The 16,720-nt window shown below is 41.8% G+C and carries 18 protein-coding genes and 4 tRNA genes; 8 read left to right on the top strand and 14 right to left on the bottom strand.

What is annotated here, in order from left to right; translation table 11 throughout:
• Window positions 1-55: 55 nt before the first annotated feature.
• Both E0H79_RS00325 and rnr read right to left on the bottom strand, forming a co-directional pair.
• Window positions 56-640: a hypothetical protein gene (locus E0H79_RS00325; RefSeq protein WP_111885424.1), complete on the bottom strand. Its 585-nt coding sequence runs from the start codon at window positions 638-640 to the stop codon at window positions 56-58.
• A 79-nt stretch (window positions 641-719) separates the two neighbouring features.
• Window positions 720-3,143 carry a ribonuclease R gene (gene rnr, locus E0H79_RS00320; protein ID WP_131260578.1) on the bottom strand — a complete coding sequence of 808 codons (2,424 nt, stop codon included), beginning with the start codon at window positions 3,141-3,143 and terminating at the stop codon, window positions 720-722.
• Window positions 3,144-3,407: 264 nt separating this feature from the next.
• On the opposite strand from rnr, the gene E0H79_RS00315 reads away from it, so the two are divergent.
• The 6 genes from E0H79_RS00315 (at window position 3,408) to E0H79_RS00290 (ending at window position 5,374) form a co-directional block, all read left to right on the top strand.
• A tRNA-Ser gene (locus E0H79_RS00315) sits at window positions 3,408-3,497 on the top strand.
• Window positions 3,498-3,512: 15 nt separating this feature from the next.
• Window positions 3,513-3,589 (top strand) — tRNA-Arg (locus E0H79_RS00310).
• Between the two features lie 49 nt (window positions 3,590-3,638).
• Window positions 3,639-3,715: transfer RNA gene (locus E0H79_RS00305), tRNA-Arg, on the top strand.
• Between the two features lie 212 nt (window positions 3,716-3,927).
• Window positions 3,928-4,004 (top strand) — tRNA-Arg (locus E0H79_RS00300).
• Window positions 4,005-4,197: 193 nt separating this feature from the next.
• On the top strand, window positions 4,198-4,695 hold the full coding sequence (locus tag E0H79_RS00295; RefSeq protein ID WP_096901373.1) for a YcxB family protein: 498 nt from the start codon (window positions 4,198-4,200) through the stop codon (window positions 4,693-4,695).
• Between the two features lie 40 nt (window positions 4,696-4,735).
• Window positions 4,736-5,374, top strand: coding sequence for a fumarylacetoacetate hydrolase family protein (locus tag E0H79_RS00290; RefSeq protein ID WP_096901374.1), 639 nt, complete (start codon window positions 4,736-4,738; stop codon window positions 5,372-5,374).
• 71 nt (window positions 5,375-5,445) lie between these two features.
• Here the strand turns inward: E0H79_RS00290 and msrA are convergent, their stop codons facing one another.
• The 7 genes from msrA to lgt all read right to left on the bottom strand — a co-directional run bounded on the left by msrA (window position 5,446) and on the right by lgt (window position 10,626).
• Window positions 5,446-5,967, bottom strand: coding sequence for a peptide-methionine (S)-S-oxide reductase MsrA (gene msrA, locus E0H79_RS00285; protein ID WP_004974785.1), 522 nt, complete (start codon window positions 5,965-5,967; stop codon window positions 5,446-5,448).
• Window positions 5,968-6,029: 62 nt separating this feature from the next.
• Window positions 6,030-6,497 (bottom strand): META domain-containing protein, encoded by a 468-nt coding sequence (locus E0H79_RS00280; RefSeq protein ID WP_004974787.1) that lies wholly within the window; start codon window positions 6,495-6,497, stop codon window positions 6,030-6,032.
• A 153-nt stretch (window positions 6,498-6,650) separates the two neighbouring features.
• The gene (locus E0H79_RS00275; protein WP_131260577.1) at window positions 6,651-7,706 is read right to left on the bottom strand and encodes a DUF4105 domain-containing protein; all 1,056 of its coding nucleotides are present in this window, start codon (window positions 7,704-7,706) and stop codon (window positions 6,651-6,653) included.
• Between the two features lie 70 nt (window positions 7,707-7,776).
• The gene (locus tag E0H79_RS00270; protein WP_004974792.1) at window positions 7,777-8,289 is read right to left on the bottom strand and encodes a dihydrofolate reductase; all 513 of its coding nucleotides are present in this window, start codon (window positions 8,287-8,289) and stop codon (window positions 7,777-7,779) included.
• 91 nt (window positions 8,290-8,380) lie between these two features.
• Window positions 8,381-9,223, bottom strand: a complete 843-nt coding sequence (gene thyA / locus E0H79_RS00265; protein ID WP_004974795.1) for a thymidylate synthase — start codon at window positions 9,221-9,223, stop codon at window positions 8,381-8,383.
• A gap of 98 nt (window positions 9,224-9,321) precedes the next feature.
• Window positions 9,322-9,705, bottom strand: a complete 384-nt coding sequence (locus tag E0H79_RS00260) for an AzlD domain-containing protein (RefSeq protein ID WP_004974797.1) — start codon at window positions 9,703-9,705, stop codon at window positions 9,322-9,324.
• A 111-nt stretch (window positions 9,706-9,816) separates the two neighbouring features.
• The gene (gene lgt, locus E0H79_RS00255; protein ID WP_096901379.1) at window positions 9,817-10,626 is read right to left on the bottom strand and encodes a prolipoprotein diacylglyceryl transferase; all 810 of its coding nucleotides are present in this window, start codon (window positions 10,624-10,626) and stop codon (window positions 9,817-9,819) included.
• A gap of 93 nt (window positions 10,627-10,719) precedes the next feature.
• Between lgt and E0H79_RS00250 the strand changes: the two genes are divergently transcribed.
• Window positions 10,720-11,502, top strand: coding sequence for an NRDE family protein (locus E0H79_RS00250; protein WP_004974805.1), 783 nt, complete (start codon window positions 10,720-10,722; stop codon window positions 11,500-11,502).
• Between the two features lie 40 nt (window positions 11,503-11,542).
• On the opposite strand, the gene E0H79_RS00245 is transcribed toward E0H79_RS00250, so the two are convergent.
• From E0H79_RS00245 to rdgB, 5 genes are all read right to left on the bottom strand, one after another.
• Window positions 11,543-13,858: a PhoX family protein gene (locus tag E0H79_RS00245; RefSeq protein WP_131260576.1), complete on the bottom strand. Its 2,316-nt coding sequence runs from the start codon at window positions 13,856-13,858 to the stop codon at window positions 11,543-11,545.
• 172 nt (window positions 13,859-14,030) lie between these two features.
• Complete coding sequence (tatC, locus tag E0H79_RS00240) at window positions 14,031-14,816, bottom strand: twin-arginine translocase subunit TatC (protein ID WP_004974811.1); 786 nt, start codon at window positions 14,814-14,816, stop codon at window positions 14,031-14,033.
• On the bottom strand, window positions 14,813-15,283 hold the full coding sequence (tatB, locus tag E0H79_RS00235) for a Sec-independent protein translocase protein TatB (RefSeq protein ID WP_019836836.1): 471 nt from the start codon (window positions 15,281-15,283) through the stop codon (window positions 14,813-14,815). Before tatB ends, tatC begins: the two co-directional genes overlap by 4 nt.
• Before the next feature lie 18 nt (window positions 15,284-15,301).
• Window positions 15,302-15,526 carry a Sec-independent protein translocase subunit TatA gene (gene tatA / locus E0H79_RS00230; protein ID WP_004974820.1) on the bottom strand — a complete coding sequence of 75 codons (225 nt, stop codon included), beginning with the start codon at window positions 15,524-15,526 and terminating at the stop codon, window positions 15,302-15,304.
• Between the two features lie 169 nt (window positions 15,527-15,695).
• A complete protein-coding gene (gene rdgB / locus E0H79_RS00225) occupies window positions 15,696-16,322 on the bottom strand; it encodes an RdgB/HAM1 family non-canonical purine NTP pyrophosphatase (protein WP_004974822.1) in 627 nt (208 codons plus the stop codon).
• Between the two features lie 130 nt (window positions 16,323-16,452).
• Here rdgB and E0H79_RS00220 point away from each other — a divergent pair, with 130 nt between their 5' ends.
• On the top strand, window positions 16,453-16,698 hold the full coding sequence (locus E0H79_RS00220) for a cytoplasmic protein (protein ID WP_225530414.1): 246 nt from the start codon (window positions 16,453-16,455) through the stop codon (window positions 16,696-16,698).
• Window positions 16,699-16,720 lie beyond the last annotated feature (22 nt).

Genomic DNA, 16,720 nt, shown 5'->3' with positions numbered 1-16,720 from the left:
TCCTGTGTTATTTGTAGAAGTAAGGCTTCTAGAAGGATAAATCAAGCCTTGGGTGCTATTTATTCGCTCTTGTTTCACCGTGGATAGATTGAATATCTTGGATGTAGGTGCCAAAGCGCCCCTCAATGACCGATAATTTTATGAATAGATTTTGATTTTTGTAGTGTTCATATTCATCTACATTGATTCGAAACATACCAGTAGAGTCATACGGTGTTTCAATAGAATAGTAGACACTTCCTTTTTTACCATGTTTTTTAACAGCGCTTGCTTCCAATGTCACCACAGTAGGTGTACCCAAAACTAGGGTATGAAGCAGAGGAGGATAGACAACTAGATTTAAGTAAAGAAACAGAATTACAAAAATAGGGAAGAGGAGTAAAAAATAGAATTTTGGCTTTTTTTGTACATTTGTCCATGTACGTGGAATGATCCATTGTCCGTATCTATGCAGAACATAAAAGTAGATCAAAACAGCCAAATAAATCAACGTTGCAACAATGAAGGCTGTGATTTTGACTTGATTTGTTGGGGTGAAGTCTATAAAAAAGAGAGCAATCAGTGCTGAAATACTAAGTACAAAGACTAAGCATATTACATATTCATGGTAATAGTATTTAGTAATTTTCTGTGATGTCATGATTTTTAAGTGGTTTATTTTTATAGAGATATATTAAATGAAAAAGAGCACCGTAGCACTCTTTTTTATTTAGTAAAATTTACTCACCCTTTGCTTTGGCATTGGATTTTTTCTTTTTCACCTTGGTCTTTTTTTTGGCTTTGTCTTTCGGTTTAGCTTCCGACTTCGCTGAGGTTTTTTTACCGTAAGAGCTCGGTTTGCTTTTTGGCTTTTTCTTCGGCACAGGTTGCTCACCGTTTTCACTTAAAGTCGCCTTGCTTGGACGCTCAGAAAAAACTTCTTCAGTGGCTTCACGGCTGAACGGTTTTGCCACGCGCGGTGCGCGCATACGAATAGCACGACCTGCATGGGTGAGTTGCTGCATGAGCTCAAAATCAATTTTGCGATCTTCTAAATTGACAGCCGCGACTTTAATTTTAACTTCATCGCCCAAGCTAAAGCTTTGACCACGTGCTTGTCCAATTAGACTTTGGCTGGCTTGGTCAAATACAAAGAAGTCATCGCCCAACTGGCTGACATGAATCATGCCATCGACATAAAGGTCTTTGAGAGTAACAAATAAACCAAATTCGGCTACTGCAGAAATTACGCCCACAAATTCTTCACCCAAATGCTGCTGCATATAGTGGCATTTTAGCCATGTGGTGACAGAGCGTGAGGCTTCATCGGCACGACGTTCAGTTGCAGAATAATGTTCGCCTGCATCATCTAAAGCTGCGCCCGAAAGTGGTGATGGTTTTTGTTTTAAATGCGCTTTAATGGCACGATGCAACAATAGGTCAGGGTAGCGACGGATTGGTGAAGTGAAATGCGTGTAGGCATCGTAAGCTAAACCATAGTGACCTGAATTATTGGCGCCATAATAGGCTTGCATCATTGAGCGTAATAACACCGCGTGAATACTTGGTGCATCAATACGATCTTTAGTGGCTTCAATCACCGCTTGATAGTCGGCCTGAGTGGGTTGTTCTGGAAAATGTAGCCCAAGTAATTTGACAAAATCACGGACTTTTTGAATACGTGAAAACTCTGGCGGTTCATGCACACGGTACAGCATCGGCACATCATGTTTGAGTGCATATTCTGCTGCTGCGACGTTGGCGAGTAACATACATTCTTCAATCAGTTTATGCGCATCGTTACGGCTGCGCGGCAAAATTTCTTTAATTCCACCTAACTCATCAAAGGTCATGTAGGTTTCAACGGTTTCAAACTCCATGGCATGACGTTCAGCACGTAAACCTTTCAGCACTTGATACAGTTGGAACAGAGTATTTAATGATTTGCGCACCTCCCGATCTTCTGGAATTGCCGCACTATCACCCTCAAAATATTGTGCCACTTGAGTATAGGTTAAACGTGCTTTGGAATGCATGACCGATGGATAAAATTCAAAACCTGTGACACGACCTGCGCGTGACAGTTTTAAATCGCAGACCATACACAAACGGTCAACCTGCGGATTGAGTGAACATAAACCATTCGATAAAGCTTCAGGCAACATCGGTAATACAAAATGCGGGAAATAGACTGAAGTCCCACGTTCCTGTGCTTCATCATCCAATGGTTTGCCTGTGCGGACATAATGGCTGACATCGGCAATCGCGACCACGACACGGTAGCCACCGCCTGGACGTTTTTCTGCGTACACCGCATCGTCAAAGTCGCGGGCATCTTCACCATCAATGGTCACTAAGGCTAAATCGCGTAAATCAATACGTCCTTCACGGTCTTGGGCTGTCGGTTCTTGAAAGCTTTCGGCTTCTTGAATGACCTCTTCAGGAAACTCATACGGCAGACCAAATTCTAAAATGGTTTGCGGAATAATAATTTCAGTATCGGCTTTGTCTGCCATCGACTGAATAATATGTCCTGTGGCAAATTCTTCGCGGGTTGGATAGTCGTCAATCGCAATGCGCACAGAATCGCCCAATTTAACTTGGGCATGTTCAATCAATTCTTTTTCAAGGGTAATGGGCTGATGGCTATTTGGCTGGGCAGGCTGAATAAAATATTCACCATCGTATTCTGACAATTTACCAATGATTTGTTTGACACGACGTTGGGTGACTTCGGTAATAAAGCCCCATGCCTTGCCTTTACGATCTACCGATGTCTGGCGGACTTTGACTTGATCGCCATTAAACACCAAACGTAGTTCGCGTTCAGGCAATAAAATATCTTCATGACCTGCAATATTGGCTGTGCCTAAACCTTTACTGTTGATGTAAACCGTGGCGTCATGAGTCGGTTGTTCTGCAGCCAGCTGGAACTTGAATCCATCTTTCATGAGCTGACCATCACGTACCATGGCAATTAAACGATGGCTCAGGGCATCAATACTTTTTTGATCGGCAATCGCAAAATGCTCTACCAAGTCTGCATGTGACTGTGCCGCTTGCAAGGTTTCAATGGTTTCTAAGATTAAGGTACGGCTTGGAATAGGATTTTCGTAGCGTTCGGCTTCAGCTTTCGCTTCAGGATCGACCCAATTTTTCATCATGGAATAAACTTCATGTCAGAAGATAGGTTTAGCATAAGTCATGTACGGAAAGACTGCACGTAAATGATTGCAATAATGTGTTTTCTGTCGTTATTTTACGATGTTTCTAGTTTTTGTGCAGCGATTGCCAAAAGTTCAGGCGTAATTCTGGTGATGAATCCTGAAAATTGTTTAAAAAATATTTAATTGAGCAAAAATATGCAAAAATTGTGGTATCGAAGCTTGCAGTGCTAGCACTTAATTTGTATTATGGCGGCACGTTACGGTGAGATGGGTGAGTGGCTGAAACCACGTCCCTGCTAAGGACGCATACGGGTAACTGTATCGAGGGTTCGAATCCCTCTCTCACCGCCACGCTTTACTTATGTCGCGCTCATAGCTCAGCTGGATAGAGCACTTGGCTACGAACTAAGGGGTCGGGAGTTCGAATCTCTCTGAGCGCACCAATAAGTAAACCGAACAGTAACGTATCGCCTAAATTGGCACACAAGTAATGCGCTCATAGCTCAGCTGGATAGAGCACTTGGCTACGAACTAAGGGGTCGGGAGTTCGAATCTCTCTGAGCGCACCAACTTGAACAATCAACCGCTTAAATGCGGTTTTTTTGTGCCTGAAATTTAGTAAACTCAAACAATAATCAGTTTATTAAAAAGAATAGCGTACTCATGGTTTTACGTTAAAATTCTTTTGAATCGTCCAATATCTGTGCATTTGATTGCAAAATGATGAATTAATACTTAACAGCCAGAAAAAAACACGTATAATGCACCCCATCAAGTCGTCGCGCTCATAGCTCAGCTGGATAGAGCACTTGGCTACGAACTAAGGGGTCGGGAGTTCGAATCTCTCTGAGCGCACCAACTTGAAATAAAAAACCGCACTTTTGATGCGGTTTTTTTGCATCTACACTATCTAAAAATGATGAAATTTCTGTGTCAAAAGCATGACCATTGTTTTACGTCTGGCTTTGAGCGAATAAACACGAAAAAAATAAGGAAAGTGCTCAATCTAGTGTAAGATTTAGCTCAATTTGAATGACTTGATGATGAGCTTATGTCTGACACGCAGCCAGCATTGTCTTTGCGCTATTTTTTAAATTTAGAAGAATCTCAAGACGGCTTTGCCCTTGCGACTTTTGGTAAAAAACAATTTACCCGTTTTATTACACCGTTGATTAGTGTGGCGATTATTGCTTGGGGCTTTTATTTGGGCTTCGATGGGGTAGGTCGCTATTATGTTGCACTCGGTGCTTTCTTTTTAATCTTGCAAACTTTAATGCGTTATTGGTTTTTGCCAATGATGTTTAAACGCCAGTTTGTAAAATACCAATTTGGAAAAAGCGAGCAAGGCATTGATTTATTTCAGGACTATGCCGAGCTGTATGCCAATGGTCGTAAACAGGTATTTCATTATAACGAGGTGCAAAATTTCGCTGTGGGTAAACTCACCTATATGCTGGAATTAAAAAATCGTACAGTGGTGATTGTACCGAAACGTGCATTTAATCTGCCTGCAGAACAAACGGTTTTTGAAAATACTTTTAAAAAGTAAGTTTTAATTTTCCCAATTTACGAGTTATTTGAGGATGATCATGAGTACACGTCCATCTAAAATTGTCTGTGTCGGTCGCAGTTATGCAGACCATGCCAAAGAATTAGGTAATGCTGTACCTGATCATCCTGTGTTATTTATTAAACCGCCAAGCAGTTTACGCAGTTTAAGTGATGGGATTACGTGGAATAAGGTCTGGGGCAATTGTCACTATGAATGTGAATTGAGTTTACGCATTGACCAGCCTTTAAATGCAGACACAGATCCTGCCAAAGTATTGGATGCTGTAGGTGCAGTGACTTTGGGCTTGGATTTAACTTTGCGTGAATTGCAGGATGAACTTAAGAAAAAAGGACAGCCGTGGGAACGAGCCAAAGCGTTTGACGGTTCTTGTGTGTTGGCAGATTGGGTGGATGTATCGGAAATTCAGGACTGGAAAAACGTGCAATATCGTTTGGACATTAATGATGAATTACGTCAGCAAGGCGATACCAGTTTATTGATTTTTGATATTGCGGCATTGTTGGCAGATATTAGCCAAGTATTTAGTTTAGAACCTGGTGATGTGGTAATGACTGGTACACCTGCAGGGGTGGCAGCATTACAGTCGGGCGATCAGTTGAAGATGACCTTACAAGGACGTACTCAGGCATTTGTCTGGACGACTTTTGTAAAATAAATAGTGGTGTAAACGGTGATGTCATCAAAAGATGAGTATCACCGTTTTGTACTTGCTTTTAAATCCAATGGTTATACTTTCAGTAAATGCTGAAATTTACTGCGTAATTTATTCAGTTTCGGTGGAATGGAAAAATTGCAGTAGCCCTGATTTGGATTTTTGGCAAAGAAATTCTGATGATAGTCTTCTGCAGGGTAAAATTCAGGTGCTGCACTGAGTTCAGTCACAACATTCACACCTTCAGCTTGTAAGGCTGCAATCATCTCGGCGGCAGCTTGTTGCTGTGTAGCATCTAAATAATAAATCACAGAGCGGTATTGTGTGCCGACATCATTGCCCTGACGGTTTAATGTGGTTGGGTCGTGTGTGGCAAAAAACACCTCAAGTAATTGTGAATAGCTGATCTGCTGCTCATCAAAATCAATCAAAATGACTTCTGCATGTCCGCTGTCGCCACGGCAAATATCTTCATAGCTTGGGTTTAAGGTATGTCCACCTGCATAACCGCTGGTGACTTTTTCTACGCCTTGCAGTTGTAAAAATACGGCTTCGACACACCAGAAACATCCGCCACCAAACAATGCTTGTTGCATGATTTTGTCCTTATATTTTATGAATAAACCATTTTAAGCCTGTCTATTATTAGGCTTAGCCGTTAACGTGCAGCCGTTGGTGTTTCAAATTGAATCAGTAAATTTCCATGGCGATCTAGCAATTTCAGGGTTTTACCATAGACCTGATAATGCGTCACTTTATTTAGGGCTTCATGAAATTTCTGATCTAAGTTGTTGTTATTTAAGCAAGCCATTCGCGTGGTTGCCAATTGCCCCAATTGTAGGGTGTCACGTCCTGCGACATAACTACCGCTGAGTCGGTTACAACTATCTGAACCTGTGACTGTTTGTGTGGCGGCATCAAAGTTTAAATATGGCAAGTTTTGGCGGTTTGCTTCTGTTTTTAACATGCTGTTGCCCAATTGCGTAGCAGTCCATGTACGTTGTACTAAGTTGGCTTGATTGATTGCGCTAATTTGGCTTGCACTCGTTTGAGTTGGCATAGTTTCACATCCTGATAAAGCAATCATTGCACCCAATAAGGTGATCCCGAAGTATTTTTTTAGCATGGAATGATCTCTAATTTTTTGAAATTGTTGCTATCTAAACAAATTATGCGCCGTGGCTCTAGTTAAATTTGTATGTTTGCTGCAACTTTTTCCAAGATATGGTGTGGTTTTTTCTCTGAATTGATTGTATCTGCGCAAAATGACCAAAATAGGTCAGGGCAGCACTTTGTTCTGATAAGTCGGATGCGAATAAGGCGTGCTGATGTTTGCTGAAGAATCGAGCTGCACGCCTTGTCGAATGAGCGCGGAAAAGTCTTGGCTGTGGATATCTTTTAAGTTTTCCACACGTGGGTTAATGTGGGCACGTTGATACCAAGTTTGCATATCCCAACGATGATCCAGCGCATGCAAATCATATAAATAATTGGGTAAATAACCCGAAGCAAACAGACGATAGTCGGCAGGGAAACGTTTTTGAGATACTGCCTGAATCATGTCAAACAGCAGCGTGGTGCAATTACTGGTCAACGTATTATACCAACGCGCTTTGGCGGCTAAAGCATCGGCTTTATGCAGATATTCCTGAAACAGTGCTTGTGCTTCTTGTGGATTGAGCTGGATCGGGAAAAAATAAACTTGCTCACCCCGAATATTGCTGCGGGTGTAGATGATATCTTTTTCATCGGCAGCGACAAGGCTGAGTTCATATTGCCGAAAGAAGCCACCAATCGCAGAAAACTCTTCGTGTTTTTCTTTGCGAATTTCAATGGAAAAGGTGAGTGGCGCTTGATCGGCAAAGTCAAAACTGACTAAGGTATGCGCAATTTTTGGCCCCATCCAGTAAGAGGTGATGATATTCACCCCCGTAATCTGTTTCAGGTTAAATTGGCGGGTTTCCCAACGTTCGGTATAGCGACCATCGGCATGCCAGTCAAAATTGCGGACATTGTGCAGCGTGACCTGATCTTGTACTTGTTCATAATGCAGCATACGGGCTACTTCAGGGTTCCAGTCACGGTCTTGCTTGGCATCCATCCCAAAATACCAAAACAGCCCCAAGGCAAAACCCAAAAGATAAACCAAAATATCCTGATTGCGACTGAGCAAATGCTGAGTGATATAAATGCCCAAAATGCTGAGGGTGAAGGCTAGCCAAGTCCCAATCAGCACACGGCTCATTAACCAACCCAAAGGCTGATGAATCCACAAGGCCATACTGAGCCAAATAGAAGAAAGAACGACACCTAAACTGAAGATGAAATGCAGCATCCGCCATTCCTGAGGCAAAGTTAAATTCCGTTTAAGTCATCATAATCAAATATTGCCAAGGCTGTCAGCATTATTTTTGATAGCGGGCAAACTCAAAGGCAATCCCTGATTTTTCATCGACATGCTGTTCTGAGGCCACTTTTTTAAACTCGGCAGGAATGGCAGGATAATGCGCATCTCCCTGAACATCTAGTTCAATATGCGTCAGTTCCAAACGGTCAGCAATCGGCATAGTTTGGCTAAAAATTTCACCACCACCAATAATAAATAAAGTGTTTGGTTTTTCTGAGGCTTGAACATCGGCAACGGCTTGTTGCAAGGCATCTTCAATGCTATGCGCCACTTTTGTGCCTTCAAATGCCCAGTTTGGGTCGCGGGTAATCACCCAATTGACACGTTTAGGCAGGGTGCGTCCCATCGACTCCAAGGTTTTGCGTCCCATAATCACCACGCCACCTTGGGTGATTTCTTTGAAGTGTTTTAAGTCTGCCGAAATATGCCACGGCAATTGGTTACCCTGACCAATGCAGCGTTGTTGATCCATAGCGACTACGTGTACAACTTCTAAATTTTGAAATGACATAATTAGGCTCGTATTTTCTTAGTCTGCCAAGCATCTTTTGGGGACGTTGGGGCAATTTAAATGTTGAGATGATAAATCTAGCAACAGGCAATTAAACAGCGACAGGTGCTTTAATTGCAGGATGTGACTCATAGCCTACAATTTCAATATCTTCAAATTTAAAATCGAAAATATCTTTGATTTCAGGATTGAGTTTTAACTGACATAACGCCAGTGGTTCACGGCTTAGCTGTAACTGTGCCTGTTCAAAGTGGTTGGCATATAAATGCGTATCGCCACCTGTCCAGACAAAATCTCCGACTTCTAAATCACAGACTTGCGCGATCATGTGGGTTAGTAAAGCATAGCTGGCAATATTAAAAGGCACGCCTAAAAACACATCGGCACTGCGTTGATATAGCTGGCATGAGAGTTTGCCGTTGTGCACAAAAAACTGGAATAAAGTATGGCAAGGCGGTAAAGCAACTTGACCTGCTTCTTTCGGGTTCCAGCCTGACACGATTAAACGCCGTGAATTTGGATTGGTTTTAATTTCATTGATTAACCATGCAATTTGGTCAAAACCATCTTGCTCATACAGACCATCGGCTTTTTGTGTTGCACCAAAATTACGCCATTGATGTCCGTACACTGGGCCAAGTTCACCTTCAGGACGACCAAAGCGCGCGGTTTGTTCTGCGGTAGACCATTCATCCCAAATACTGACTTTATGTTCTTGTAGATATTTGACGTTGGTATCGCCTTTTAAAAACCATAACAGCTCAATTACGATAGAACGGAAATGTACTTTTTTGGTAGTCAGCAGTGGAAAACCTTGTGCAAGGTTAAAACGCATTTGGTGCCCAAACACTGAACGTGTGCCTGTTCCGGTACGGTCACCTTTGTCGCCACCATGGTCAAGAATATGTTGGAGTAGGTCTAAATACTGGCGCATAGCGTTCTCTGGTCAAGCAAAAGAAATATTTTTTGTTTGGGCAATTCGATGCCCAGTAAATCAGAAAGAATAATAGCAGAGTTTTTAAAGTTGTGACTTTATTGTGTGTCGGAAGCGTGATGTTGATGCAGTAAAGCCAACGGCGAAAACAGGCAAATAGCCAAAGCGGTAAAGCCAATGCCTTGAGCGCCCGACAGTAAAATTTCACCGTGTTGAATCTGCATGAAAATTATTGCGAGTAACAACGCCAGTGGAATCCAAGTCAATAGTCGTGCCAACCAACCTGTGGGATGTTGTGCAGTAAAATGAATTTTGCAGTAACGACAAATTAAAAAAACAATACCTGTGGCCAGAAACATTAAAATCGCATCGAGCTTTAAGGGTTCTAAGAAGTATACCGCTGCAGTGACCAGCGCGATCACCATCAGCAGGGCAATTTTCTTTGTGACCGCAACCTGTGGGTTAAACCAAAATTCAAGCATGTGAGATATTGATGTCTGAAAAGTGTAAGTAATAGATAGCACTGTAGCATAAAAAAGGCGAAGATTGACTTCGCCTGAATGGATGAAACCTGCATTTAAATGGGTAGTAGCTTAGCTGTTTTTTTGCGGCCCCCAATCATAAATTTTCTTTTGATAGGCATACCACATCATCCAGAAACCGACCAAAATCATTGGTAAGCTCAGGAATTGTCCCTTACTCATCCATGCAATAAAGAGCTGACCATGATCGGGTTCGCGGAAAAATTCGACAACAAAGCGCGCCAAACCATAACCAATCAGGAATAGGGCAGACACTGCCATGCGTGGACGTGGCTTTGAACTAAACCACCACAGTACAATAAACAGGATTAGACCTTCACATAAGGCTTGATACAATTGCGATGGATGACGTACCAATTGTAAAGGATCGGTCGGGAAAATCATCCCCAAAGCAAAATTCGGATCGGTCACAGGGCGACCATATAATTCACCACCAATAAAGTTACCAATACGACCAAACATTAGACCTGTAGGTACACATGGGGCAATAAAATCCAAAGTTTGAAACCACGTCATTTTGTATTTTTTACACCAGAACAGCATGGCTAAAATCACGCCCAGAAAGCCGCCATGGAAACTCATGCCGCCTGTCCAGACTTGGAATAACCACAGTGGATTTTCCAAAAATTGTTCAAAGCCGTAGAAAAACACATAACCGACACGTCCACCAATCACCACGCCCAAAGCGCCGTAAAAGATCAGGTCGGAAACCATGTCTGGTGTCCAGCCACGCTGTTTGGCACGGTAAGTTGCCAAACCCCATGCAAATAAAAATGCCAGTAAATACATCAAGCCATACCAATGGACTTGTAAAGGCCCGAGCGAAATAGCAACGGGGTCAATATTTGGATAGGTGAGCATTCCTGTTCCTTGTGATTCTGTTTTGCACAGATTTTAGCTGAATGTGATGAAAAATGTTGTACATTCAATGTGTAAAGATCAAGAGTTTAAATTATGTGTATTGTGGCATTGGCTTGGCAGGTCTTGACAGACACACCACTGTGTTTGATTTCAAATCGAGATGAGTTCTATCGGCGTCCGACAGCAGCACTGGCAGCATGGTCTGATAGTCCAATTGTTGCAGGGCAAGATTTAGAATCGGGCGGTACGTGGATGGGCATTACCCCATCGGGACGCTGGGCTGTGATTACCAATTATCGTGATGCGAATGATGTTCGTGAATATCCAACTTCACGTGGGCATATTATTCAGGCTTTTTTAGAATCTGAGCAAACGCCTATCCGTTTTGCGCAAGCCTTAGAAAAACAGCAATGTGAATATGCAGGTTTTAATTTATTTGTGGGTGACACCACTCAAGCGGTGTACATGAGTAACCGTGGAGAAGCGCCGCAGGTTTTAGCTAAAGGCGTTTATGTGGTGTCGAATGGATTGATGAGTGACCCTTGGGAGAAAACTGCACGCTTACGCAAACGCTTTACGCAGGAGTTTTTACCGATGCTGCAATTGCCTGATCTTGCAACGGCAGAGCTAAATGCTGCGGCGTGGGATATTTTGCAAGATGAACGCAAAGTTGCATCTGAATTGTTACCGCAAACAGGGATTTCATTGGAGATGGAAGCGTTGTTGTCATCGACTTTTATTCAAAGTCCACTTTACGGTACACGTTGTTCCAATTTTTTACGTATGCAGGCGCAGCAATTTACATGGCTGGAAAAAACACAATATGGTGAGCAAAAGGGAGATATTGTGCAGCAACAGTTGAACATTGAGGCATAAAAAATGCCGACGTGATGTCGGCATTTTTAATTTATGGATGTTATCCAGCAATTGCTTTGCCGTCTTTACGGGTGATGACAACCGTTGCTGAACGAGGACGTGCAGTTTTATTGTTCATGTCAGTTTGTGTTGCAGGCCAATGGCTGCTTGGCGCATCAAAACTCTTTGAATCTTCACCTGGGTGCTGAACGTTAATAAAGATTGCTTTGTAGTCAGGTGTCATGGTTACACCTGTAATTTCACATTCTTTTGGCCCAACAAGGAAGCGACGTAAGTTTTTATCGGTGACTTGAGCACCAGCAATTGTACTTTGATCACCAACAGTTTTTACAACACCGCCATCACCAACTTGACCAGGTAGTGCTGCTAACATCATACAGTTTGTAACATCTGTATATGCGCCATCATCTGTTTGAATCCAAAGAACACCACGTGGGTCAAACCACATACCATCTGGACTTGAGAAGTCGTTTGCATCGCTTAAATTAGAAAGGTTAATTGTCGGATCCATACTTGCTTCAGCACCAAATAGATAGATATCCCATTCAAATGATGTTGCTGCAGTATTCTCTTCTTTAAAGCGGATAATATGACCATTGACGTTACCTTTACCACCTTCAGGATCGGTGTAGTTACGTGGGTTTGCAGGATCTGTTGCATAGCTTGAACCACGGTTCGAGTTATTGGTTAAAGTCACGTACACTTCACCATTTTCAGGGTTTACAGCAACCCATTCTGGACGATCCATTTTTGTAGCTCCTACAGCATCTGCTGCAAGACGAGCAAAAGTAAGGACATCCGCTTGTGAGCTAAATGGGTAAATAGCGTTTGTTTCGGTTAAGCCATTTTTACCATAAGCCAGTTCAATCCACTCTCCTGTGCCTGATGCATTAAATTTAGCGACATAGAATTTCCCTGAATTCATATATTTGTCGCCAGCTCGATAGCCACCATTCACATCTTTAGGATCCCATGTTGCATCTGATACAAATTTGTAGATGTACTCACCGCGCGAGTCATCGCCCATATAGAATGCAAATTTTTGCCCTTCAATTGCGCGGCTGGCGCGACAGTCTTCGTGAGCAAAACGACCTAATGCAGTACGTTTTACTGGGTTTGAGCGGCTATCGAATGGATCAATTTCTACAATCCAGCCAAATGTATTTGGCGCATTACGATAGTCTTGAGTTGCAGACTCTTTGGTTACGTTAGCAGCCCAACGATCATACATGTCTTGAGATTCAAAACCAGCTTCTGCTGTTTCCCAACCATAGCGTGAAGATTTATTCAAATACACGATGCGATCTTGCTCATCGCGTTCTGGAATTTTTTTACCATCAGCATCTAAAATATAAATGATGTTGTTTTTCGCATCACGTTTAACACTACCGTCTGCATTTTTTTCAGTTTGATAAGAGATCTCTAAGCCTAAGCCATAGCGTTTAAGTGCTATTTTTTCAGCTTCACTACGGGCTGAGTATTGGTCTGTACCTGAGCGTTGGAAATAACCAATAAAATTTTCTTCAGCAGTTAAATAAGTGCCCCATGGTGTATAACCATTACCACAGTTATTTTGTGTGCCTCGAGTTTGACGACCAGCGGGAGAGAATGCTGTGTGCAGTAATGGAGAACCAGCTACAGGCCCTGCAAAATCCATGACAGTCGAAGCTGTAATACGACGGTTAAATGGTGATGACTTCACAATCTCTACAGCTTGAGTTTCAGCATTTTTCTTAATATGAACGACTGAAACACCGTGTGCATTTACTTCACGAATCACTTCATCTTCTGGGCGACGTCCATCCTTTTTAGTTGCGCCTTTTGGATGTAAGAAGGTTTGGTTGATATATTCGTGGTTCAAAACCAATAAGCCATGATCTGATGCATTTTCATCATAACGACCAGTTTTAGTACTTAAGCCAAAATAGCTCATGCCATCGTGACAGTCACCAGAGCGGAATTGGAAACTTGGGCCAGATGGAACATCTGCATCTGCATTCCAATTGCTATAAGAAGGATTGATTGAGTCACCTAAAGCATATAATACAGTTGCTTGGTAACCTTCAGGAACAGTAACAATATCATTTAAATTTTTATCTACAGCTTTAAATGTTAATGTTTCAGGCTTGGTATTGGGTTCTTCTTTACTTGTTGGTGGTGTTACATTTGTATCTTCATCATCATCACTACATGCAGATAAAGAAGAAGCTAAAGCTAAAGCTGCTGCACCGCTTGCAGTTTTTTTAATTAAACTGCGACGGCTCATGCGTTGTTCTAGAATGTCACGAAAGTGCGTATTGTCTGAAGTGTTATTATCTAACTCTTGATCTTCATTGTAAGGCATAAAATCAGTCATTTTTTTTCCTAGCAAATTGCTTAGTCGTTTGAAAGTTATATGTAAATTAGTGGCTAAACATGACATGCGGGTTAAGCTTATGTGTCAAACTGATTAAATCCGTTCAGTTGTGATCTACACGCACAAAAAAAGAAGCAACCATGTGCTTCTTTTTAAAATTCAATATTTTAGATTAGCTGTGACTGACTCGGCGCTTCTCAATTAATTTGCCAAAAAACAAACCAATTTCAAACAGCATCCACATCGGAATGGCAAGCATGATCATCGATAAAGCGTCTGGCGGTGTGACAAACATGGCCACAAAAAAACAGCCAACAATAATAAAGCGACGTTTTTCAACCAAAGTTTGCGTAGACACGACACCAATCATAATCAGCAAAAGTGTGACAATTGGAATCTCAAAGGTAAAACCAAAAACCAAAAACAGCTTCAAACAAAACGTAAGATAGCTATTAATGTCGGTCATCGGGGCGACTGTTTCAGGGGAAACGCTAATGAAAAAGTGCAGAATGGATGGCAAGGCGACAAAGTAAGCAAAGCTAATTCCGATATAGAACAAGCAAATACTGCCGATCAGCAAAGGCAGCGCCAAACTTTTTTCTTTTTCATATAACGCTGGTTTTACGAATGCCCAAATCTGATACAAAATAAATGGCATCGCAATGAACAGCGCGACAAAAAAGTTTAGTTTAAACGGCGCCATAAAGGTTGCGGTAACATCAGTCGCAATCATGGTTGATGTATGTGGCAACTGTGCACGTAGTGGTTCCGACAATACTTGATAAGTTTTATTGGCAAAGGGCAATAAACAGAAGAATAAGGCAAGAATAAGCCCTACAATTTTAAAAAGATGATTACGCAGCACCATCAAGTGCTTGGTAATTGGCATTTCTTCTAATGCGGCTTGCTCTGCCTTCACAGGCAAATGTGAAAGCTCAGAAGCGTTTGATTGGCTCATACTGCAACCTTCATTTCAGTATAGGGCGCTGTAGTATGTTGTAGCGCAGATAAATTTGAATGTGATGTCATTTTAGTTTTAGGGAGTAACACCGCAGAGGTTTTTTCAGTATTTAAAACCAAGGTGTAATGATGCTGTTGTAAGGTATTTTTTGATACGGCATGCGGGGAATGTGTGCTTTTTGCAGTTGTATCTTCAAATATTTTTTCTTGCTGCATTTCATGCATTTGTGCTTGCATCTTTGCTTCAAGTTCCTGAATACGCGCCATTTCTTGCTGCATTTGCTCGCGTAATTCAGATAAACGCAATTCGCGGTCAATGTCATTTTGAACATTACTGACCATACGTTTAATTTTAGCGTACCACTTGCCGACAAAACGCGCTGCTTCAGGGAGTTTTTCAGGACCCAGCACCAATAATGCAATGATGCCGAAAATCAGCAGTTCCGTCATTCCAATATTGAGCATAATCTCAAACCCTCAGCCTTAATGCTTTACAGTCGAATTTACATCACTGCTATTGGCTTGATGTTCAATCGTACGAGGTTCTTTCAGTTGCGCCGCTTCTGCCTCATCATCTTTTATTGATTTTTTAAAATCTTTGACCGCGCCACCTACATCTTTACCTAAGTTTTTAAGCTTAGATGTACCAAATAATAAAATGACCACAATTGCAAAAATCAGCACGTGCCAAATAGATAATCCTGCCATGATTTAGACCTCTCAATAGTTGAGCCTATCTCAACAGGTCTGTATGACAATGCGGTGACGAATGTGTTGCGATTTGACGACAAGGGATGTTTGACCTGATTTGTAAAGCTTGAAAATAAAACAGCCCGTGTTTGAAAACGGGCTGTAAGATCAATCACATCTGTTAAATCTAAGCTTGTAAACTTGCTTTAAACAGTTGCATCGCCTGACCACGGTGACTGATTTTATTCTTTTCTGCTTTCGACATTTCTGCGCTCGACACTCCCAATTCAGGCAACCAAAAGAGCGGGTCATAGCCAAAACCATTTTCACCACGAGCTTCTGCTAAAATCTCGCCTTTCCAAATACCTTGGAAAATTTGTGGTAATGGATCATCGGCATGTTCAACCAAAGCCAAAACACAAACAAACATACCTTCAATTGCTGCGCCGTCTTGACGTAGTGGTTTGAGTTTATTCAAAAGTTTTTCATTGTTGGCTGCATCATTGCCATGTTCGCCTGCAAAACGTGCAGAATAAATCCCCGGTGCGCCGCCTAAAATAGGCACACATAAACCAGAGTCATCTGCAATGGCAGGCTTTCCTGAAATTTTTGCGGCATGGCGTGCTTTTAAAATGGCATTTTCAACAAAGCTCAAACCATCTTCAACAGCATCTTCAATATTTAGTTGACCTTGCGGAATCACTTGCACAGGCAAGTCTAATTGCGCAAACAGGGTTTCAAATTCTGCAATTTTTCCCTTGTTATTGCTTGCTAAAACCAAAGTACCTTGAGCACGCCAATCAGTTGCAGCCATAATTCAGATCTTAATTCAAAATAATCTTGGATATTTTAACGGATTTTGCAGACTTAAAAGTTTAATCTTAGATAGATTTGTTTTAATACATACCAATTATGCTGAGATATAAAAAAATAGGGGAATCATGATGAGCAAAATTTCAGAGATCTACCGTTATTCGAGTCAGCACCGTACATTATTGCAGCAAAGTGAGCGTTCTGGCTGTTTTTACTGTCTGGAAACTTTTGCTTATAGCGAAATTGAAGATTGGTGTGATGATGAGCAAACCGCAATTTGTCCGCATTGTGGTATAGATGCGGTATTAGGTTCTGCTGCAGTAGAAGAATTCAGTCCTGAACTGCTACAGGCCATGCAGGCAGTTTATTTCGGATAAAACAAAAAGCACCCGAAGGTGC

The organism is Acinetobacter sp. ANC 5045 (genome assembly GCF_004331005.1).
Taxonomy (GTDB): Bacteria; Pseudomonadota; Gammaproteobacteria; order Pseudomonadales; family Moraxellaceae; genus Acinetobacter; species Acinetobacter towneri.
Note: the sequence above shows the minus strand (reverse complement) of the source record. Positions and strands in the feature narration are given on the sequence as shown.